Annotated in this window: 21 protein-coding genes; 12 read left to right on the top strand and 9 right to left on the bottom strand. The window is 32.0% G+C overall.

The window, feature by feature from the left end; all coding sequences use genetic code 11:
* Positions 1 to 232: 232 nt before the first annotated feature.
* Positions 233 to 1018, bottom strand: a complete 786-nt coding sequence (locus tag OIU83_RS02070) for a sulfite exporter TauE/SafE family protein (protein ID WP_264204618.1) — start codon at positions 1016 to 1018, stop codon at positions 233 to 235.
* A 287-nt stretch (positions 1019 to 1305) separates the two neighbouring features.
* Entirely contained in the window at positions 1306 to 1932 is a 627-nt protein-coding gene (locus OIU83_RS02065; protein WP_264204617.1) for a Crp/Fnr family transcriptional regulator, read from the bottom strand.
* Between the two features lie 507 nt (positions 1933 to 2439).
* Between OIU83_RS02065 and OIU83_RS02060 the strand changes: the two genes are divergently transcribed.
* The 3 genes from OIU83_RS02060 to OIU83_RS02050 all read left to right on the top strand — a co-directional run bounded on the left by OIU83_RS02060 (position 2440) and on the right by OIU83_RS02050 (position 6510).
* Positions 2440 to 2751: a rhodanese-like domain-containing protein gene (locus OIU83_RS02060; protein ID WP_264204616.1), complete on the top strand. Its 312-nt coding sequence runs from the start codon at positions 2440 to 2442 to the stop codon at positions 2749 to 2751.
* A gap of 67 nt (positions 2752 to 2818) precedes the next feature.
* Positions 2819 to 4399, top strand: coding sequence for an NADP-dependent glyceraldehyde-3-phosphate dehydrogenase (locus tag OIU83_RS02055; protein WP_264204615.1), 1581 nt, complete (start codon positions 2819 to 2821; stop codon positions 4397 to 4399).
* Positions 4400 to 4626: 227 nt separating this feature from the next.
* The gene (locus tag OIU83_RS02050) at positions 4627 to 6510 is read left to right on the top strand and encodes a M1 family metallopeptidase (protein WP_264204614.1); all 1884 of its coding nucleotides are present in this window, start codon (positions 4627 to 4629) and stop codon (positions 6508 to 6510) included.
* Between the two features lie 69 nt (positions 6511 to 6579).
* Here OIU83_RS02050 and yaaA read toward each other — a convergent pair whose 3' ends face one another.
* The gene (yaaA, locus tag OIU83_RS02045) at positions 6580 to 7338 is read right to left on the bottom strand and encodes a peroxide stress protein YaaA (RefSeq protein ID WP_264204613.1); all 759 of its coding nucleotides are present in this window, start codon (positions 7336 to 7338) and stop codon (positions 6580 to 6582) included.
* Between the two features lie 176 nt (positions 7339 to 7514).
* Here yaaA and OIU83_RS02040 point away from each other — a divergent pair, with 176 nt between their 5' ends.
* The 5 genes from OIU83_RS02040 to OIU83_RS02020 all read left to right on the top strand — a co-directional run bounded on the left by OIU83_RS02040 (position 7515) and on the right by OIU83_RS02020 (position 13126).
* Positions 7515 to 8780 (top strand): MFS transporter, encoded by a 1266-nt coding sequence (locus tag OIU83_RS02040; protein ID WP_264204612.1) that lies wholly within the window; start codon positions 7515 to 7517, stop codon positions 8778 to 8780.
* Positions 8781 to 8944: 164 nt separating this feature from the next.
* The gene (locus OIU83_RS02035; protein ID WP_264204611.1) at positions 8945 to 10381 is read left to right on the top strand and encodes a CCA tRNA nucleotidyltransferase; all 1437 of its coding nucleotides are present in this window, start codon (positions 8945 to 8947) and stop codon (positions 10379 to 10381) included.
* Positions 10382 to 10580: 199 nt separating this feature from the next.
* Positions 10581 to 11609 (top strand): COX15/CtaA family protein, encoded by a 1029-nt coding sequence (locus tag OIU83_RS02030; protein ID WP_264204610.1) that lies wholly within the window; start codon positions 10581 to 10583, stop codon positions 11607 to 11609.
* A gap of 28 nt (positions 11610 to 11637) precedes the next feature.
* Positions 11638 to 12147: a TonB-dependent receptor gene (locus tag OIU83_RS02025; protein WP_264204609.1), complete on the top strand. Its 510-nt coding sequence runs from the start codon at positions 11638 to 11640 to the stop codon at positions 12145 to 12147.
* Positions 12148 to 12349: 202 nt separating this feature from the next.
* Complete coding sequence (locus OIU83_RS02020) at positions 12350 to 13126, top strand: CDP-alcohol phosphatidyltransferase family protein (RefSeq protein WP_264204608.1); 777 nt, start codon at positions 12350 to 12352, stop codon at positions 13124 to 13126.
* Positions 13127 to 13389: 263 nt separating this feature from the next.
* Here the strand turns inward: OIU83_RS02020 and OIU83_RS02015 are convergent, their stop codons facing one another.
* From OIU83_RS02015 to OIU83_RS01990, 6 genes are all read right to left on the bottom strand, one after another.
* Entirely contained in the window at positions 13390 to 14157 is a 768-nt protein-coding gene (locus tag OIU83_RS02015) for a LytR/AlgR family response regulator transcription factor (protein WP_264204607.1), read from the bottom strand.
* Positions 14158 to 14255: 98 nt separating this feature from the next.
* On the bottom strand, positions 14256 to 14606 hold the full coding sequence (locus OIU83_RS02010) for a 2TM domain-containing protein (RefSeq protein ID WP_264204606.1): 351 nt from the start codon (positions 14604 to 14606) through the stop codon (positions 14256 to 14258).
* Positions 14607 to 14624: 18 nt separating this feature from the next.
* Positions 14625 to 14930 carry a 2TM domain-containing protein gene (locus OIU83_RS02005; protein ID WP_264204605.1) on the bottom strand — a complete coding sequence of 102 codons (306 nt, stop codon included), beginning with the start codon at positions 14928 to 14930 and terminating at the stop codon, positions 14625 to 14627.
* A complete protein-coding gene (locus OIU83_RS02000) occupies positions 14930 to 16264 on the bottom strand; it encodes a 2TM domain-containing protein (RefSeq protein ID WP_264204604.1) in 1335 nt (444 codons plus the stop codon). The genes OIU83_RS02005 and OIU83_RS02000 overlap by 1 nt, the downstream gene beginning before the upstream one ends.
* 67 nt (positions 16265 to 16331) lie before the next feature.
* Positions 16332 to 16952 carry a hypothetical protein gene (locus OIU83_RS01995; RefSeq protein ID WP_264204603.1) on the bottom strand — a complete coding sequence of 207 codons (621 nt, stop codon included), beginning with the start codon at positions 16950 to 16952 and terminating at the stop codon, positions 16332 to 16334.
* 322 nt (positions 16953 to 17274) lie between these two features.
* On the bottom strand, positions 17275 to 19482 hold the full coding sequence (locus OIU83_RS01990) for a TonB-dependent receptor (protein ID WP_264204602.1): 2208 nt from the start codon (positions 19480 to 19482) through the stop codon (positions 17275 to 17277).
* A gap of 139 nt (positions 19483 to 19621) precedes the next feature.
* On the opposite strand from OIU83_RS01990, the gene OIU83_RS01985 reads away from it, so the two are divergent.
* The 4 genes from OIU83_RS01985 (at position 19622) to OIU83_RS01970 (ending at position 22494) form a co-directional block, all read left to right on the top strand.
* Positions 19622 to 20080, top strand: a complete 459-nt coding sequence (locus OIU83_RS01985; RefSeq protein ID WP_264204601.1) for a DinB family protein — start codon at positions 19622 to 19624, stop codon at positions 20078 to 20080.
* A gap of 54 nt (positions 20081 to 20134) precedes the next feature.
* A complete protein-coding gene (locus OIU83_RS01980; protein ID WP_264204600.1) occupies positions 20135 to 20710 on the top strand; it encodes a sugar O-acetyltransferase in 576 nt (191 codons plus the stop codon).
* Positions 20710 to 21099, top strand: coding sequence for an SMU1112c/YaeR family gloxylase I-like metalloprotein (gloA2, locus tag OIU83_RS01975; protein ID WP_264204599.1), 390 nt, complete (start codon positions 20710 to 20712; stop codon positions 21097 to 21099). The genes OIU83_RS01980 and gloA2 overlap by 1 nt, the downstream gene beginning before the upstream one ends.
* A 117-nt stretch (positions 21100 to 21216) precedes the next feature.
* Complete coding sequence (locus tag OIU83_RS01970) at positions 21217 to 22494, top strand: chloride channel protein (protein WP_264204598.1); 1278 nt, start codon at positions 21217 to 21219, stop codon at positions 22492 to 22494.
* Positions 22495 to 22496: the final 2 nt, after the last annotated feature.

Below are 22496 nucleotides of genomic sequence, written 5' to 3'. Positions count from 1 at the left end.
TATATTGTAAAATTACAATTTAAATATAAGAAAAATAATACAATAAAGCTAATTAAAATCACCTTAAGTACTTAAAAACAAACTGACTAAATCCTTAACTTAATGACATTGAGCCCGACCGAAGGGAACGCCCATAAAATAGAAAACCGTTTACTCTTAGGAATAAAACAGTTTTTTTAGTTTCACTCTTTGTCAAAGTTTTTCAACTTTGACAAAGAGTGGCTTGAATGTCCTAAAAGAAAACTTCTTTGGTAATTATATAAAATCCCATTACTAGTACAAACCAACCAAACATAGGCTTCAATTTAGTGCCATCAATTTTTTTGGAAAGTTGCGTTCCTATTAGCATTCCTAAAAGAGCAATGCCCGAGATTTCTAATAAAAAGATATAATCTACAGGAGTTCCTATATATAAATCTCCTCCAAAACCTAGAGAGGAGTTGATAAATATAATAAGCAATGATGTTCCTACGGCTTGTTTCATCGGTAGATTGGCAAAAAACACCAAGGCAGGAATAATTAAAAAACCTCCACCAGCACCCAAAAATCCAGTTACAATCCCAACAATAAAACCAATTATGCTAAGTTGTGTATAATTTGTAACGGTTGGTTGTAGTATTGTTTTGTTTTTTCTAATCATCGAGATTGCAGCTGCTATCATCAATACCGAGAAAATAAGCATGATCAAGAAATCTTTGGAAACGGTATAGGAGGCAACAGAGAATAATGTTGCTGCGATATGAGGGAAAATTACTTCTCGTATAATCAAGATGGAAATAACAGAAGGAATGGCAAAATATAAAGCTGATTTTAGTTTGAGATTCCCCATTTTGTAATGGCTATAACTCCCAAATAAAGCAGTGATACCTACTATGAACAAAGAATAAGTTGTTGCTTGCTCCGGATTTATCTTAAATAAATAAACTAAAATTGGAATGGTAAGTATTGATCCGCCGCCGCCAATTAAACCCAATGAAAGTCCTATGATAATTGAAGCAAAATAACCTATATATTCCATTACGATTTGTTTTGAGACAAAGATTGTTTCTTAAATCGTAAGGGACAGTAACATTTATCACATTGGGTTTATTAAATACAAATTTTGCATCGTCGTTAAAAATATTTACCATTAGGAAATTAAGAAAAATTAAGTTTTACTTCTTAATGAAACTTAATTCCTTAATGGTTCAATTTTATAATAAATGGTTTTATTTTGCTTTGCTGCGAGGGTTTTACCATTAGGATATAAAACTAAAGACTTAATTTTTCTTAATCTCTTAATGGTTCAATTTTAAATAAAATGTTTTATTTCAAAAGTTCAATTTGGTTTCGGTTTAATTTGACCAAACCTCGTTGTTCCATTTTTTTTAATAAACGCGAAATTACTTCTCGTGAGGTATTAAGTTCGGTAGCTATTTCCTGATGGGATATTTTTAATTCGGTGCATCCGCAAGCATCTTTATGGCGTTTTAGGTAAAACTCCAATCGCTCATCCATAGATCGGAATGCGATGCTATCTACAACTTCTAAGACTTCTTCAAAACGGCTTCTGTAAGTTTCTATCACAAATTCGTACCAACTGCGGTGTTCCATCATCCATTTATCCATTAAGGTTAATGGAATCATGATTACCGAAACATCTTCGACTACTTTTGCCATTATCTGACTTTTCTCGCTTTTGGTAGCACAAATCATAGATATGGCACAAGCTTGACCAGGTTGTAAATAATACATGAAAAACTCGCCGCCATCTTCGCCTTCACGGTAAATCTTGATTTTGCCTTTGGTTATCAAAACCGTATTTTTTATGTATTGTCCGGTTCGCATTAAGATAGTTCCTGCTTCAAAATTTTGCATGCTTGCATTGCTTTCGATAGCAGAAATTAATTCATTGGAAAAGTTTGGGAAAATATTTTTTAAAGGAGTTTGCATTGATGTTGTTTTTTAAACACTTAGGAAATAATATTTTTCACCATTAAGAGATTAAGTTTCATTAAGCACTAATCTTAAATTTTCTTAATCTCTTAATGGTGAAATTTTAAAAACTATTATATTGAGATTTTATTTTTTTTGCCACGAATTTGCTTCGCCTGTTCGACTTTTAGTCTCGAGTCATGAATTAATTTGTATTGATTTATGAAACTTGTTTCAGATGTTTTTATCAAAATGACTTTAAAAGTCATAATCTATTACAAATATAACCGATTATTATGGTATTAATTGAGCAGAGTTTGTATTTAAGAGCAATTATCCCAAATAGCAATATCCTATTTTCTATGGGTTTTGTAGACTGTATTTTTAAAAATTATTTGTAGAAAATAGAATTCATTGATTATTATATCTTTGCTAAAACGTTTTCTATGAATTATAATATAAATCACAAAACTAAGGTTTATAGTTTGCCAAAAACGTTGTAATTTTACTTAAAAATACGATATCATGAATTTATCACAAGAAGATTGGATAGCTCAATTTGAAGCTGACGAAAATGCAGTTATACTTGATGTAAGAACTGAAGACGAATATAATGATGGTTATATAGAAAATGCTCTTAATATTGATATCAATAAAGGACAGGCTTTTATCTATGAACTAGAGGAATTAGATAAAAACAAAAACTATTATGTGTATTGTCGCTCTGGAGCCAGAAGTGCCAAGGCGTGCCAAATAATGAATGAGATGGGGTTTAATAACGCCTACAATTTATTAGGAGGGATCCTGGATTGGGACGGAGAAACCGTAACACCATAAAATAAGAAGAGGCGTGCGCCTCTTTTTTATTTATTACTATAATAACCAAAAACTAAATAACCAAATAATGAGTTTTATACCAGAGGAATACCAAATAAATACTCCATTGGTACAGGATACCTATCTTGTAAATGGAGAGTTAAAAAAATGGACAGGGCAAACTACACCTGTTTTTTCTACAATTTCTTCTACCGAAAAATATACGCCAACCTTATTAGGGTCTATTCCTTTTATGGGAGAGGCGGAAGCTATAGAGGTTGTAGAGTCTGCAACTGCAGCTTATAACAAAGGACAAGGATTATGGCCTACAATGAAAGTTGTGGATCGTATAAAATGTATGGAGAATTTTGTTTCTCAGATGAAAACTACTCGTACTGAAGTTGTAAAACTATTGATGTGGGAAATAGGGAAATCATTAGGAGATTCCGAGAAAGAATTTGACAGAACGGTAGAGTATATTTACGATACAATCGAAAGCTGCAAAGAATTAAATAGTCGTGGATCAAATTTCTCCAAAGTACAAGGAATAAATGCGATGGTTCGTAGAGGACCTCTTGGAGTTGTATTATGTCTTGGACCATACAATTATCCATTAAACGAAACTTTCTCATTACTTATTCCTGCATTGATTATGGGGAATCCTGTAATCTTTAAACCAGCAAAACACGGAGTTTTATTATTGTCACCTTTATTGGAAGCTTTTAGAAGTAGTTTTCCAAAAGGAGCAATAAATATTGTATATGGTAGAGGTAGAGAAGTAGCATCGCCAATTATGAAATCTGGAAAAGTCGATATCCTGGCTTTAATTGGAAATAGTAAATCGGCTATTGCATTACAAGATCAACACCCGAATAAAAACAGATTACGTTTGGTATTAGGTTTAGAAGCCAAAAATCCTGCGATAATTTTACCAGATGCCGATTTAGATTTGGCGATTCAGGAATGTATAGCCGGAACATTATCATTTAACGGACAACGTTGTACTGCATTAAAGATTTTATATGTACACGAATCTATAGCCGAAGAGTTTAATAAACGCTTTGCAGCAAAAGTAGATTCATTAATTTTCGGAAATCCGTGGGAAAAGTCGGTTACACTTACACCACTTCCAGAACCAGAAAAACCACATTATATCCAGGAATTAATTCATGATGCAACTAGCAAAGGAGCAAAAATAATTAATGAAAAAGGAGGATTACATACTGAGAATTATATTTTCCCGGCAGTTTTATTTCCTATAAATAAAAAAATGCGTGTATATCACGAAGAACAATTTGGACCAGTTGTACCAATCCTGACCTTCAAGGATATTCAGGAACCTTTGGATGATATGGCAGAGTCAAACTATGGGCAACAAGTAAGCTTGTTTGGTAAAGACATAAAAACTATCGCACCACTTATCGATACATTGGTAAATTTAGTTTGTAGAGTAAACCTAAACAGTTCTTGCCAAAGAGGACCAGACGTTTTCCCATTTACAGGTCGTAAAGATTCGGCTGTAGGAACCTTAAGTATTCACGATGCATTGCGTTCGTTCTCAATTAGAACCTTCGTAGCATCAAAAGATAACGATTATAATAATGCCATTTTACAAGAATTATTAAATAGCAAAGAGTCGAATTTTATAAATACCGATTATATCTTGTAGTAGCTATTTTTTAATGTTTAAAGCCGTCTTGTTCCATTTGGAATAAGGCGGTTTTTTTTTGCTTTGATATTAAAATAATTTGAATTTTGAATTATTGATGTGATTTTAAGGGTATTGTTTGGCAAAATTATAAGATAATATGATAAATTTGAATAATAATTGTAACAATGTTATATTATTCATAACTAATCAAGAATACTATTGATAATCATCAAAATTAACCAATTATGAAGAAAAGAATATCCCGATTACTATTGTTTGCATTTATATGCATTACACAATATGGTTTTGCACAGGAACTATATATGCCAAGAAATATAAAAGAGGCTTACGCCAAAGGAACTCGTTCCATGAATGGTAAACCGGGTAAAAATTACTGGCAAAATCATGGTAAATATACCATCGATGTAACGGTAAATCCAGATACAAAGATTGTAAGCGGAACAGAAACTATCATTTATGAAAATAACAGTAATGATACGTTGCATAATTTACCTATTCGTTTTGTAAATAATCTTCATAAGCCATCTTCTCCAAGAAGCGGAAGTGTTAGTGATGATTTTTTGAGTGACGGATTGACAATTACATCTTTAAAAATCGAAGGCGAAACGTATAAAGAAAATGCAAGAAGTTGGGGAACAGTAGGAAATGTAAAGATGAATAAGCCATTGCTTCCTCATGGCAAAATCACAATTAATATCGATTGGAATTATCCTTTATCCAAAGAAAGCGGAAGAGAAGGGCAAATAGATAATACGACATTCTTTGTTGCTTATAGCTATCCTCGTGTTACAGTTTTTGATGATTATAACAAATGGGACAGATTGCCACATACAGACCGTCAGGAGTTTTATAATGATTTTAATGATTATGTATATTCGGTAAAAGCACCAAAAAACTATGTAGTTTATGGAACCGGAGATTTGTTGAATCCTGATGAGGTTTTGCAACCGGAATTTTCGGCACGATTAAAAAAGTCATATGTTACAGATGAAATTTTGCATATTGCCAATGAGCAGGAAATGAAAGGCGGGAAGGTTACGAAGCAAAATGATTGGAACATTTGGAAATTTGAAGCAAAAAACATTTCAGACGTTTGTTTTGGTTTAAGTGATCATTATTTATGGGATGCGAGTAGTGTTGTTGTAGATAATAAAACAAAACGCCGCGCAAGTGTTCAGGCTGCTTACGATGTAAAAGGAACTGATTTTGTTGTTTCGGTAAAAAATAATCGATACGCTTTGGATTGGTTCTCGAATAACTGGCCGGGAATTCCTTATCCTTTTTCCAAAATGACAGCTTTTCAAGGTTTTGCCGATATGGAATACCCAATGATGTGTAATGATTCTCAAATGGGAGATCCAGTTTTTGCACAATTGGTTCAGGATCATGAAGTAGCACATACATATTTCCCTTTTTATATGGGGATAAATGAAACCCGTTATGCATTTATGGATGAAGGTTGGGCTACAACATTCGAATATTTAATAAGAATTTCTCAATCTGATAAAGAAACTGCCGATGAATTTTATAAGAAATTTAGAATAAATGATTACATACAAGATTCATCAACAGAGGAAGATCAGCCTATAATCACTATGTCTACACAAGTTTCGGGTCCTGGATATGGAAATAATTCTTATGGTAAAGCATCATTATCATATATTGCTTTAAAAGATATGTTGGGTGATGAACTTTTTAAAAAATCACTACATGCTTATATGGATAATTGGAATGGTAAACATCCGATTCCTTGGGATTATTTTAATTCATTTAATACAGCCTCTGGTAAGGATTTAAACTGGTTTTTTAATAACTGGTTCTTTACGAATAATTATATTGATATCTCAATTGATAAAGTTGATGCGAAGGCTAAAAATGCTACTATTTTTATTAAAAATAGAGGTGGTTTTGCAATCCCTTTTGATGTGAATATTGTGTATGCAGATGGTACAAAAGAAAAACTACATCAAACTCCTGTAACTTGGAAGAATAACCAGAAAAAGACTTCTGTAACTTTTAATACAACCAAAGAAGTAAAATCGGTAACTATAGATGGTGGAATCTTTGTAGATGCCACGCCAGCCGATAATACCTGGACTGCTAAATAATAATTTTAGTATAAAAAAGAAGCGTCTTATTCAATTAAAATGAGGCGCTTTTTTATTTTATAAAATATCTTATCGGGTAAAAACTAAATGACTTCCTTTGGATAAACTGTCATCAAATCGATATCCGTCATAATTAAAGCCTCTTAAATCATCGATTGTTTCTGCATTAGTATCTATAATATAGCGTACCATCATTCCCCTTGCTTTTTTTGCAAAGAAACTGATTATCTTTAATTTTCCATCTTTGTAATCTTTAAAGTCTGGAGTGATAACAGGAACTTTTAGTGCTTTAACATCCACAGCCGAAAAATATTCGTTGCTGGCAAGGTTTACAAATAATTCTCCTTTTTTTAGCTCTTTATTTAAGGTCTTTGTAACGGTATCTTTCCAAAAATCATATAGGTTTTTTGCATCGCCAATAGGTAATTTAGTTCCCATTTCTAATCGGTAAGCTTGGATTAAATCCAATGGTTTTAAAACACCATATAATCCGGATAATATTCTTAGTTTATCTTGTAAAATATCCAATTTTTCGAGTGGAATTGTATAAGCATCTAAGCCAGTATATACATCCCCATCAAAAGTAAAAACTGCCGGACGTGCATTTTCGGGAGTAAAAGGAGTTTTCCAATCCTGATTGCGTTGCCAGTTTAATTGTGCTAGTTTGTCTGAAATATCCATTAATTCAGATAATTCTGAAGGTTTTTTTTCTTTTAAAACTTTATGAATTTGTCTGGCTTCTTTTAGTAATTCAGCTTCGGTATATTGTGATGTAGGTAATTTTTTTTCGAAATTCAAAGACTTGGCAGGCGATATAACGATTTTCATTTTTTGCTGTTTTGTAATGTCTCAAAAGTACAAATTGAAATCAAAAAAATAACAGATACAGATTGATTTGTTTGATACCCTTATAAATGTATCATATCGTAAAATGATATTGTTGAAAAAAATGTGAAATAATTGATGCTTTCTCTATATTTGATTTACTATTTAACCAAAAAACCATGAAAAACAATATTAATGAAGTTTTGCCTAAAAAGACTTCTATACTTAATGCTGCTGTAATTGTAGCTGCTCTTGGCTATTTTGTTGACATCTATGATTTATTACTTTTCGGAATCGTTCGTTCTGATAGTCTTAAAGATTTAGGAATTACGGGCGATGCCATACGAACCGAGGGAGAATTCTTAATTAGCATGCAAATGTTCGGAATGTTGTTTGGTGGGATTCTATGGGGAATTTTGGGAGATAAAAAAGGAAGGATTTCGGTTTTGTTTGGTTCGATATTAATTTATTCGATTGCAAATATTGCCAATGGTATGGTAACTACGGTTGATGGATATGCATTTTGGAGATTACTAGCAGGAATAGGACTTGCGGGTGAGTTAGGTGCTGGAATTACATTGGTTACCGAAAGTTTGCCAAAAGAAAAAAGGGGTTATGGAACCATGATTGTTGCTTCTATTGGAGTTTCGGGGGCAGTTGCAGCTTATTTAGTATATGAGTTTTTTCAGGATTGGCGTTTGTGTTATTATGCAGGAGGAGTTTTAGGTATTTTATTATTGTTTCTTCGCGTAAGCATTCATGAATCGGGAATGTTTAAAGAAGCTGTAAAAAGTGAAGAAAAGAAAGGGAATTTCCTGGCACTTTTTACTAATAGAGAAAGATTTTTTAAATACCTTCAATGTATTTTAATCGGAATCCCGCTTTGGTTTCTTGTGGGAGTTTTAATTACATTTTCACCAGAATTTGCCAAAACACTTGGCGTTCAGCAAGCGGAGACAATTGTTGCCGGAAAAGCAATTGCATTTTGTTATTCAGGTTTAGTTGTGGGGGATATTGCCAGCGGATTATTGAGCCAATGGTTAAAAAGCAGAAAAAAAGTCATGTATTTATTCCTGGTTTTTAACCTTATCATGGTTTTCGTTTATCTTCATTCTTTTGGTATCACAGCAGATAATTTCTATTGGCTTTGTTTTGGAATGGGATGTTCAGTTGGATATTGGGTGCTTTTTGTAACCATTGCAGCCGAACAATTTGGAACCAATATTCGGGCAACAGTAACTACAACAGCTCCTAATTTTGTTCGTGGTTCTTTGCCACTCATTATTTTAATTTATAGTCTTTTGAGAGATAAGTTTTTTGATGGAAATATTTTAAATGCTGCAATGGTAGTTGGGACAATATTATCTGTTCTGGCATTATTGGCACTTTGGAAACTCAAAGAAACCTTTAATTCGGACTTAAATTACCTCGAAAAAAACAATTGAATTTTGTGAAAGTTCAAATTTTATGAAATTCTGATGTTGAAAATGCTAAATACTAAAAAAAATGTGCTGTAGATTATAAAAGGCGTATAGTATGTTGTAAATTTGCGCACGGTAAAATTATCTAAAAATTATTTTACTGTTATTTTATAAAAATTAGAGAATTCGTGGCTAAAAAAACAAATTATAAAGGTGCTCTGCAAAATAAAATCTTCGAAATTATTTCGCAAGCTTCTCAAGAACTTAATGTAGATAGTTATGTAATTGGCGGTTTTGTAAGAGACTTACTTTTAAAACGGGATTCTAAAAAAGATATTGATATCGTTGCTGTAGGAAGCGGAATCGAATTGGCATTAAAAGTTTCAGAATTACTTCCAAAACAACCAAAAGTACAGGTTTTTAAAACATACGGAACAGCAATGTTGCGTTTTGAAGATACCGAGATTGAATTTGTTGGAGCTAGAAAAGAATCATATCATTTTGATAGCCGAAATCCAGTTGTAGAAAACGGAACACTTGAAGACGACCAGAATCGTCGTGATTTTACTATAAATGCATTAGCATTATCTTTAAATACAGCTACTTTCGGAGATTTATCAGATCCCTTTGATGGATTGAACGATCTGGAAAATAAAACTATCAAAACACCGTTGGATCCGGATATTACTTATTCTGATGATCCTTTGCGTATGTTACGTGCTATTCGTTTTGCAAATCAATTAGGATTTGAAATAGAAGAAAATTCGTTGAAAGCAATTACTAAGAATGCCGAACGAATTAATATCATTTCGGGTGAGCGTATTGTCGATGAATTAAACAAAATTCTTTCTACAGATAAACCTTCAATTGGATTTTTATTATTGTTTCAAACAGGACTTTTGGACATTATTTTGCCAGAATTAACGGCATTGAATCAAGTAGAAGAAATAGAAGGACATACACACAAAAATAATTTTTATCATACGCTGGAAGTTGTCGATAATATTTGCCCAAATACCGATGATGTTTGGTTACGTTGGTCGGCTTTGTTGCATGATATTGGGAAAGCTCCAACAAAACGTTTCAATAAAAAACAAGGATGGACGTTTCACGGACATGAGTTTTTAGGCGGTAAAATGGCTAAAAAAATATTCGAACGTTTGCATATGCCATTAAATCACAAAATGAAATTTGTACAAAAAATGGTAATCATGAGTTCGCGACCAATCGTTTTATCTCAAGATGTCGTAACAGATAGCGCCGTTCGTCGTTTGGTTTTTGATGCGGGTGAAGATGTAGAGAACTTAATGATTTTGTGCGAAGCCGATATCACAACCAAGAATCCAAGTAAGTTTAAGAAATATCATAAAAATTTCGACATTGTACGAAGGAAAATTGTTGAGGTAGAAGAGCGCGATCATGTTCGTAATTTTCAACCACCAATTTCGGGAGAAGAGATTATGGAAATTTATAATCTAAAACCTTCCAGAGAAATAGGAGTTTTAAAAGAAGCCATTAAGGAAGCCATTCTAGAAGGTGAAATCCCAAATGAATATCAAGCAGCTTATGACTTTATGCTCAAAAGAGGAGAAAAGTTAGGATTAAAAAGAGGTTCAAAGGAATAGAGGTTCAAAGGCACAAAGGTTTTCTATGGAGGTGCACAGTAGTGCGTCTTTGTAAAGAAATAAAGAACTTAGTGCCTTAATCTTAGAACCTTAATTAAAATATATTAGCGAACTTAAACATTAAAAGTTCATTTATAAACCCAAAATAGAGACTTTGTAACTTTGCAGTTTTGCAACTTTGCACCTCAAGTAAAATAAAATGAAAAGAGAAAATAAATCAGTAATCATTTGGCTTTTGTCAGGATGTTTTTTATTGTTTTTAATGGTTGTAGTAGGAGGGATTACCCGACTTACAAATTCAGGATTATCTATGACCGACTGGCATTTGGTAACAGATACTTTTCCGCCTTTGACTGAGGCAAAATGGAATGAAGCTTTCGAGCAATACAAGAAGTTTCCAGAATATCAAAAAATTAATATTCATAATGATTTCCAACTTTCAGATTATAAATTTATCTATTTTTGGGAATGGTTTCACCGTTTTATAGGACGCATCATCGGACTTGTTTTCTTTGTGCCTTTTGTTTATTTTTTAATCAAGAAGAAACTGGACAGTTCTACAATTAAGAAATGTATTGTTCTTTTGGCAATGGGAGGTTTTCAAGGTTTCTTGGGATGGTTTATGGTAAGAAGCGGTTTAATAGACAATCCGGATGTAAGCCATTTTAGACTTTCACTTCACTTAACGTTTGCTTTTGTAACCTTTGCATATACATTATGGGTTGCATTGGATTTAATTTATCCCGAAAGAAATAAAATTGAGATCAATATTTACCTTCGAAATATCGCGAGAGTTGCTTTGGTAGTATTGTTGATACAAATAATTTATGGAGGATTTGTAGCAGGTTTAAATGCAGGTTTAATTCACAATCATTGGCCATTAATGAGTGATGGACAATTTATTCATGATTCAGTTTTTATTGAGCAACCTACGCTTGTAAAAAATTTAATAGAAGGTAAAAGTGGAGTACAGTTTGTACATAGAACATTTGCTTATGTAGTTGTCGCCATTATTCTTTTTCTATATTTTAAAAGCACACAATTCTCCCTTAGTAAAACACAATCTGCAGGAGTTAAAACACTAGTTGTTTTTGTGTTTTTACAATTTATTTTAGGAGTTTTTACACTTTTATACCATGTGCCAATCGCTTTAGGATTGATCCATCAGATAATGGCATTTTTCCTTTTAAGTGCAATGACTTATACACTACATAGATTAAGTAAGTAACTCATTCAATTTATACTGACCTAATTTTATGAAAAAAGTTTATTTGTTCCTTTCTCTTATTCTTGTATGTTTTACTTATGGGCAGAATAAACCTCAGCCCTTAGTTATTTTGGATGCCAAAAAAATAGGCTTCATGGATGAGGTGAAAAATACTTTGGAATCTATAAATCCAAATGATATTTCGACTATGACAGTATATAAAGATGCTAACTCAATGAAATACGGGTCAGATTCGGGAGTTATTATAATCACGACTAAGAAATTTATTCTTGATACTTTTTATAAAAATAATATCGAAAATACCCCATTGAAATTAGTAATTCCTTCAGCTGAATATCTATCAAAAATTGGAATTATATCAGATAAACCAAAGAATAAGAATCAGGCTTATGATGAATTGTTGAGGTATATTGATACAAATACAGTTAATAATAAAATAGAAAAAATTGGATCGATAGTTTTTATTAAACCAGTAGATTCTCAAAAATTAAACCCTGATTGGAAGTTTGGTGCAATAGAAATTAATGCAGCAGAATAAAGTTACAGAGGTTCATAGCAGCAAAGGTTCAAAGGATAAAAACTTTGTGAATTTTGCGTATCCCTTTGTGACCTTTGCGGTTAATTTCTCTGCCACAGATTAGAATTATTATTTATTTGTAATCAATAGATTAATAAATAATATTTTTTTCGTAAATTACACTGACTATATTGTCGCAACTCTTTTGTTTATAAAAACATAGATGTCTAAACTTGCTGCACAAGATAAATTTTATGATTTATCAGATTATGGAAGACCTTTTGGAAGGTTTTTTGCAAAAAAGTTACAAAATACACGATTTACACCTATTGATGTAACGTTGCTTTTTGGAATTACGGGGTTAATTGCGATTTATTGTATTTTGGAAAATCACTTTTATTGGGCTGGTTTTTTTATAATATTAAAGTCTATTATTGATGCCGCCGATGGAGAACTTGCCCGAATAAAGAAAACACCTTCTTATACAGGAAGATACCTTGATAGTATATTTGATATTATCTTAAATTTTTTGTTCCTAATAAGTATCTGTTATGTTTCTAAAACTACTCTACCTATTACAATCCTTGCTTTTTTATGTATACAGTTACAAGGTACATTATACAATTATTACTATGTGATTTTGCGAAATAAATCGGTAGGAGGAGATAGAACGAGTAAAATATTTGAAGATGAAATCCCTAAAGCATTACCGGGCGAAAATCAAAAATCAGTTATTTTTTTGCATCAGGTTTATATTATTGTATATGGTCTTTTTGATAAAATAATTCATGCACTCGATAGTGATGCCTATAAGGTAAAAACATTCCCGAACTGGTTTATGACTTTCGTTTCATTATACGGATTAGGCTTTCAGCTATTGCTTATCGCACTTATGTTGGCAATGGATGGCATCGAATATATTGCTCCTTTTTTCATCGGATATTCTGTTCTGATTTTTGTAATGATAGGAATCAGGAAGTATTTTTATCCTGTGGTATAGTAAATTAACCGCAGAGTTCGCAAAGGGATACGCAAGGTTCGCAAAGTTTTAAATCTATTTAATTCTTTAAAATCTATCTAACTCATTGCCAAAGGAACACGGATTATGTGGATTCGCTAAGGCGAAAACACGGATTAAACGGATTTTATTTTTGATTATTTTTAAATCCGTTTCATCCGCGTCCCATTATAGACAATTTAAGTTAGCAACTCTTTGTCAAAGTCACAAACCGACTTTCTTGAAATCTGTGGCAAAAAAGAAACCTATCCAATCCAGTTTTTAAAATCAGAAACTTTCTCGCGACTTACAATTACCTCATCATCTTTATAAGTAGGCAGGATTATTTTCAGGCGTGAATTGCTATACAATATAATTTCTCTAATCGCCGGAAGCGGAATAATATATTTTCGGCTTACACGATAAAAATCTTTAGGATTCAATTCCTGTTCCAGAATTTCTAAAGTTGAATCGATTAAGTAGTTTCTATTATCTATAGTGTGTAAGTAAGTACCTTTATTTTCGCTAAAAAAACATTCAACTTCTTCTATTCCGATTACTTTAAGATGTTGTCCCACTTTAACAGTGAATCGTTTTTTATAAACTTTTTCGAATGGATTTGAAAGCATCTTCTTTATCTGTTCAAAATCAATTTCAAGGTTTTGTGTATTATTTTCTTTTTTCGGAAAACGAGATTTGAATTTAGAAACAGCTATATTCAGATCGTCTTCATCTATCGGTTTTAAAAGATAATCAATACTATTAAGCTTAAAGGCTTTTAACGCATATTCATCATAAGCAGTTGTGAAGATTACAGCGCTTTTAATGTCTATTTTTTCAAAAATTTCAAATGATAATCCATCTGATAACTGAATGTCCAGAAAAATTAAATCAGGATGTTCATTTTTAGAAAACCAATCGATTGCTTCTACAACCGAGTGAAGCATTATTTCAACAGGAACATCTATTTTGCCTAGTTTACGTTGTAATAGTCGTGCTGCTGGTTTCTCGTCTTCTATGATTATTGTTTTCATTTTTGATTTAGCAAAAGTTTTGGTTGGTTAAAAGTAATAGTTAAAATTTAACCGATAAAACAATTTTTAAATTTTTTTTAGCAGAGAATTATACCAAGTTATTCCCATTTTTGATTGGCTTCTTTTTCCATGTATTCTTTTATTTTTCTTTCTTCCCAATCGTGACTAAAAAATAAATTTCTTCCAAATACAGAGAACCAATGAGCTGCCAGACCAATACCCCAAAATAGTGCAGTAGAGAAAGTTTCCCACCTCCAGAATTCCTCGTTGCCAATAAAACCTCGATTTGTACTGGCAATAAGAATGAATGTATTTACGAGAACATATATTGTTAAGTGTGAATAAAAACCTTTTATTCTTCGTACTCTTTTGTATGCTATATTGTAGCGTTCGTCGTTGCTTATGTTTTCGTTATAATCTTCGAACATGCGTCTTCTAAATCTTCCCATTTTGATTTAATTTAAATATTATTGCCATTTTTCATTTTTTGATTTTTCTTTATCCATGTATTCTTTTACTTTTTGTTTTTCCCATTCTTTATTAAATATGGGAAAACAATTGTAGACTTTCAATCCATGAAAAATCACTCCTAATCCCCACCACATTAATGGCCAATAAAACCATAAATGATCTGGAGAATAATTCAAATTAATGAATAAGAAAATAAGATTGACGATAATAAATGAAGTCAGATTGCTATAAAAACCCTTTATGTCGTGAACTCTATTTTTTGCTTTAAGATAACGGTCGTCATATTGATTTTTGGTTTCCATTATTTCCAATTTTGTTTGTTGTCTTCTTTTCGTAAAATTTCCTGAATTTTTCTTTCTTCCCAGTTGGAACTATATCCAAACACTTTAAGAGCATGCATAAGTAGCCCAAAACCCCAGCCTAGAGCAGAGAACCAAAACCATTGAAATCCAGGAGAGAATCGTAAGTTTATAAAAATTAAAAAGGGAATTACACAACAGTAAGAGATCAGGTTTCCATAAAAACCTTTAATTTCTTCAACCCTTTTTTTAGCTCTGTAGTAAGCACCATTTTCATTATAATCTGATGTTGTTTCCATAACAGTAATCTGTTTTGTTAAAATTGGTATCCTAACAGTGAATGTTGCGTCATTTTGTTCAATCAACACTTTCCTGCTAGTTATGATTCCATAGCGACTTATGATATTTTGTAATCCTACACCTTGACGATCCTGTAGTACTTCTTTTTTCTGAAAATCATTTTGAACGGCTAAATAATCGCCATCAATAAATATCCGAATGTTTAGTGGTTTTTGTTCGCTTACAACATTATGCTTTACGGTGTTTTCTAATAAAAGCTGCAATGACAGCGGAACTACTTTTGCATCTGGATTGATTTCTTGCGTTGGTAATTCATAAAATAAACTGTTCTCAAAACGCATTTTTAATAAATTCATATACGTTTTTGCAAAAGCTAATTCATCTTCTACCGAAACTAGTTCTTTGTCTTTTTGTTCCAATACATATCGATAAATCTTAGATAAAGAAGTTGTAAAACGTTGTGCATTATCTGGATTTTCTTCTATCAATGAACTTAATACGTTTAAACTATTAAAAAGGAAATGTGGGTCAATCTGGTTTTTTAAACTCTCAAATTTTGCGGAAGCGGTTCCTGCAATAATCTTTTGTTCCTTAACCCGGTTCTCATTATATACTTTATAAAAATGCAATGCGTGAAAAGCCAGTAGTACGATAAAAGTAATAATAGAAGACTCAATATAATTTGAAGGGGTTTCGGTGGCTAAGAAATAAGCGATTGATTTTTGTTCTATAATAACTCTTAAAAAAACACGAAGTAAAAAAATGGTAAATAAGGAGATGAAAAAAGAACTGATAAAACCAATAATTATGCGCTTTAAAGAATAAGGATTGTTTTTAAAGACTTTGTCTAAAAAAATAAATAATGATATGTTAACAATATATAATGTAATGCTATACAGCATACTACATAAAAAATACGGAAATAAATTAGGAGTAAAAATTTCGGTTCCAACTGAAATAAATTCAATTAAAATGGACACTATAAAAATTATCATCCCAATAAGTAAAGCTTTAATTATATGTGGTTTTAAATGCATTATTTTCTTTTTTAGTAGTTATAAATCTCAAATTACGTTATAAAGTAATTTGAGATTTTAACAAATTTTATTTGCAAGTTTTCTGAACTTCAAGAGCTCTGTCTAAACCCCATTTTGGTGAAAAAGGAGTTTCTGGTTTAAAAGTAGCAAAAAGTCCGATAGCTTTATCAACTTGTGCACACAAAGGTTTAGTGTCGACTCCAGTCCATTTTGCTCCACCCAATTGAAAATCGGCTTTACCAAAAACAACTCTAGGATTCTCAGGAGCTAGTGCTTCGGCTTTGTTATACATTTCCATAGTTTTAGCCGAATATTTCATTCCGTTTGTCATAGGATCAGATACAACCCAAGCAGTATAAATCAAAGCTTGTAATACATAAAGCTCAGCGTTATTTTGATCTTTTATCATTTCGATATTCAATGCGTTTTGTGCTTTGGTAAGTAATAAATCTATTTGTATTTTATCCTGAGTTTTAAAAGCTGATGTTGTATTTACTAATGCTACGTAATAATTAGGTAACCAACTTGTTTTTTCGGCAGCAGCAATTCTTTCAAATAAATCAGATGCTTCGGTATTTTTTCCTTCTTTCCAAAGCCCAAATGCTTTTCCCATTCCTTGTTCAAATTGTGTTTGAGCAGATAAAAAGCTGCAAATAAATAAAGTGATTACGGTAATAAATTTTGTCATGATTTCTTGTTTTTAAGGTTTAGTTATTTTTTGATGATTGAAACGTTTGTTAATTTATACTTCAAAAGTATTATAGTTTTTATTCTCTTTAAATTTTATGTTACTGAGTTGTTGAATTTTAGGGATGAATTGTTTGAGGAAGGTTCAAAGATTTAAAGGAGGTTCAAAGGGACAAAGGTTTTTTTTTAAGGTTCTGAGGTGCTAAGTTTTTTTAGATTCTGAGAAACTTAGTAACTTAGTTTCTCAGTACCTCAGAACCTTTTCCACACAATATTGGTAAAACCTTTGAACCTTTGTCCCTCAGAACCTCAGTACCTTTCCTCTATAAATTCTTCAACTGATTCTCATTTTTATTATCGCTGATTGTCCAAAAGAAACCAACGAAGAAAAATCGATCTGCTGTAGGTATAACGGCTTGTCTGTTGTAAACTCCAGTTGCATCAGGAGTTTTGGCGTAATCGTAGCCATAAACATTTTGAGTTCCTAAAATATTCGAAACAGAGAAGTATAAAATCTTTTGTGTGGTCAATAAATAAGCCCAGTTGAAACTTAAACTATTGTATGATTTTGTTTTTCCATTCATAAATTGTGTTTCGTTTGGATTATTGTAAGGTCTTCCTGTGCTAAAACTGTTAGTGAAACCAATTTGTGATTTCCAATCTGTGATAAAATATTTTGTTACTACAGATAATGTTTGATTCGCTACAAAATCTGGTGTTGCGCTTACAGGGAAATTTTTATAATCTCTTTTGGTATCAATATAAGAATAGGAAATCCAGTATTCCAGATTTTTATATAATTTGCTATCTCTCCAAAATAAATCCAATCCTTTGGCATAACCAGAACCGTTGTTGTTAAAAACAGAGTTGTATTGAATATCCTGAGTATTGTATTTTACCAAATTGCTGTAATCTTTGTAATAAGCTTCGGCTCTAAAAGTGCGTCCTGTTTTGTTATATTGAAAGTTTAGAATATAATGTGCTGCTCTTTCACTTTCGAATTGATGGTATTTTGAATATTTGATATAATCAACAACCGGAGCTTGTGTAAAGTCACCATAAGCAAGTGAAAACTGACTGTTTTTGGCAACTTTATATGCCAATGAAATCCTTGGTGCTAATGCTGTTTCATCTAGTAAACTATTATTTGAAGCTCTAAAACCTACTTTTGCAGCCAGATTTTTAGAAAATGAAATGTCTGTTTCGGCGTAAATTGCTGCAATATTAGAGTCGTACCCATTGGTAATTGTTGGGGTTAAATTATCTTGAAAATCTTCACTGTACTTAGTGATGAAATAATCGGCTCCAAAAGATAATTTTACTCTGTTTGAAAGACTCTTTTTTAATTTGAACTTTAGGTGAGCTGCGTTTTCATCATCATTTATATGATTAATATAAATATCTTTTTTGTTACTGTTATATCCATAACTCAATCCAGAAGTAATTTGCCAGTTATCTCCAAAAGTTCCATTGTAAACAGTATTTAAATAGAAGTTGTTATTAACTAAATTCACTCTGATTTTATCTGTAAAATTTATATTCTGCTGATTGATATCAATTTTCGAAGTATCAAATGCGGTATATAGTTTTAGGGTTCCACTATTAAAATGATAACGATAAACACTTTCTCCAGATATAGATTGATAGGGTTGATTCCAGTCTACGTTTTGTTTTATTGCTGCTTGATAAGGTGCCAGATTAATGTAACTCACATTTACACTCAAAGAGCTTTTATCCCATTTTTTTGTGTGACCAACTCCTAAACCCACAGTCATCAAGGCAATGTCTGTTTTGTTTTGATCGGGTTCATCCTGAGTATTCAATAGTAATACACTAGATAAAGCTTCTCCATATTCTGCTGAATAACCTCCGGTAGAAAAGGCGATTCCGCTAAATAAAAAGGGGGAGAAACGACCGCGAGTTGGTAAGTTTTGTACTGATGCACCATAAGGTTGTGAAACCCGAATGCCATCAATAAAAGTTTGTGTTTCACTAGCTTCCCCTCCACGAACAAATAAGCGTCCATCTTCTCCCACATTTTGAGTTCCGGGTAATGTTTGTAGAGCTGCTATAATATTTCCGGCAGATCCTGCGGTAGTAACAATGTCCAAAGGTTTTAAAACCGAAACCCTTGCTTTATCGCCAGATTCCATAGTTCCAGCCGTAATAACTACTGCATCCAATGAATTTACATTTTCTTTTAATTTAATAGTCTGATTTTTATAACTAGTAACATCTATTGTTGTTTTCGTAGTCTCATAAATTAAAAAACTTACAACTAATATCTGGTTGCCGGTAGTCTCGGTTACAAACGAAAATTCTCCATTTTCGGCACTGGTAGCTCCGTCATAAGTGCCATCAATATATATGTTTGCACCTGCAATTGGTTTTCCTTTTTCGTCAACTACTTTTCCTGAAACTGTGTTTTGAGCAAAAATGATTGAGGTTATTAATAAAAACGCGATTGTAAAAAACGATTTGGTTTTCGATGATATTCCGTTTTTCTTTAATTCTTGAAACTTGGTTTTCATGATGATTGATTTTGATGAGACAAATGTATTTTAACAGTTTTAGTTAAAAAATATTAAATAACCCAATTGTAGAATTTTGAGGATGAGTTGTAAATTACTTATTTGTATCTTAGCTTCTGTGTTTTAAAAATGATTTATTATGTCAGAAAATAAAAGAATTTCAAGTCTATATCAATCCATTTATAATGGCAATCCGTGGCTAGAAGTCACATTGGCAAATACTTTAAAAGATGTAAGTGCAAATCAGGCATATAAGAAGATAAATCCTAATTTAAATACGATTTGGGAGATTACCAATCATCTTATACAATGGAGAAGGAATATTTTAAGACGTGTTCAGGGAGAAGTAGTCACCACTCCTGATCATAATTATTTTGTGCCTGTTTTAGATCCATCTGAGGCAGCTTGGGAGCAATCACTTCAAAGTTTGGCAAAATCACAAGAATTATGGAATTCATTTTTTGAGAACTTCGATGATGTACATTTAGATAAAATATATGTTAATAACGGTCATACTTATTACGAACATATACACGGAATTATCCAACATGATGTTTATCATTTAGGACAAATAGTTATTCTTAAAAAGTTACTTTAACAGATTAAAAACATTTTACTTGAAAAAAAACAAGAAAAAAATATCGTTATATTTATGAAAACCGAAAAAGAAAAAATGATTGCTGGAGATTACTATTTAGCTGGAGATTCAATTTTAGTAAAAGATCGTAGAAGAGCTAAAAATTTATTGCATCGTTTAAATGTAACCGAATATCGTTTGACTAAAAAAGCCAAACTAATCTTAGAAGAGTTAATCCCAAATACAGGTAAGAGTTTTTATATAGAACCACCGTTTCATTGCGATTATGGATACAATATAACTTGTGGCGATAATGTTTATTTTAATGTAAACTGTGTTATTCTTGATTGTGCTCCAGTAAATATTGGGTCGAATGTATTTTTTGCTCCCAATGTTCAAATTTATACAGCTACACATCCGCTTGACGCAGAATTAAGAAAAACATTAGAAAGCTCATTACCAATTTCTATAGGAGATGATTGCTGGATAGGAGGAAACTCGGTAATATGTCCGGGAGTAACTATCGGGAAAGGTTGCGTAATAGGAGCGGGGTCGGTTGTAACAAAAGACATTCCAGATAATTCGCTTGCAGTTGGAAATCCAGCCAAAGTGATTAGAAAATTAAATCAAGAACCAGAAAATAAAAATTAATGCTTTCATTAAACAAAGTTCATCATATTGCCATTATTTGTAGTGATTACAACAAGTCAAAATTGTTTTACACAGAGATTATGGGGTTAACCATAATTAGAGAAATTTACCGCGAAGAGCGCCAGTCATATAAACTAGATTTGGCTTTAAATGGGGAATATATTGTCGAGTTATTTTCGTTTCCAAATCCGCCAGCACGAACTTCCAGACCAGAAGCTGCAGGCATGCGTCATTTAGCTTTTGAGGTATCTGATTTAGATGAAACAATTGCGTTTTTAGCATCAAAAAATGTTGCTTATGAAGCGATACGAATTGATGAAACAACCCATAAACGATTTACTTTTATTGCAGACCCAGATGATTTGCCTTTAGAGTTTTACGAAAGGTAATTTTCTTACGTTGCTGTTAAAAAAATGCAATAATTATGTGTTTTAAAACGATTACGGTTCTGTTTCTCTAAATTTGTAAACCACTTATAAAAAGTGAGTTTAAACTTCAAACTTCTGATGAACAAAACGGCGCAAATCAAAAAGAATCATCAATTTATTAAATTTCGAAAATTAGTTATTGTCTCTGTTTTAATTGGTTTTCTCTCGGCATTTTTAGGAATTTCACTCAAGAAAATTACGGAGTATTACGAAGAAATATTTTTTCATCAAGCTACAGTAAATCCAATTTTTTATGTTGTTTTTCCTGTTTTCGGACTTTCGATAATTTATTTTTTGCGTCAGTATTTATTCAAGAAAAAAGAAAATAAAGGAATCAAAGAAGTTTTTGAAAGCACGCAATCAAAGTCTAAAAACTTACCTAATTATAAAATTCCATCGCACTTTATTAATGGTTTATTAACGGTTATTTTTGGAGGGTCAACAGGAATCGAAGTTTCTACAGTTGTAGCCACAGCAACTATTGGATCGGTTGCACAGCAAAAAGAAAATATTTTTCGCAAGTATAAAACCGAATTAATTTGCGCAGGAGTTGCAGCAGGAGTTACAGCATTATTTAGTAGCCCGATTGCAGGAATTTTATTTGCAATCGAAGTAATTTCAAGAAAAGTAACCCGAGCATTTATAATCTCAAACCTAATTGCAGTTTCTATCGCTTTCGGACTAATCACGATTTTAAACGAAGGACCATTATTTGCAGTAAAAATTACAACTTGGCACTTAAAAGCGATTCCGTATTTTATACTTTTAGGTATTTTGGCAGGAATCAATTCGGTTTATTTAACCCGTTGCGTATTGTTTTTTAAAGGGCAGTTCTCTAAGATAGAAACACATTATTATAAAATCATTTTAGGTTCGATAGTATTGAGTGTTTCCTTATTTATATTTCCACAACTTTATGGAGAAGGATATCATGCTATAAAAGGAATTTTTAGTAATTCGGCTATTCCGTTAACGCTTACATTGACTTTTACCTTTATTGGGATTTTACTTTTAAAACCTATTGTAACCTCTATAACATTAGCTTCTGGTGGTGATGGCGGTGTTTTTGCACCAAGTCTTTTTATTGGAGCATTTTTAGGATTACTATTAGCATCAGTTTTAAATACGTTTTTTAATGCACAGGTAATTCCATTAAACTTTATGGTAATTGGTATGGCAGCTGTTTTAAGTGCTAGTATTCATGCACCATTTACTGCTATCTTCTTAGTTTGCGGACTAACGAATGATTACACATTATTTTTACCAATCTTAGTTGTTTGCTTGATCTCTAAGTACACGGCAAAAATGATTTATCCGCATACAGTTTATACATTTTTACCAAGCATAGCAAAATAAAT

The sequence above is a fragment of the Flavobacterium shii genome (assembly GCF_025847235.1).
Lineage (GTDB): Bacteria > Bacteroidota > Bacteroidia > Flavobacteriales > Flavobacteriaceae > Flavobacterium > Flavobacterium shii.
Note: the sequence above shows the minus strand (reverse complement) of the source record. Positions and strands in the feature narration are given on the sequence as shown.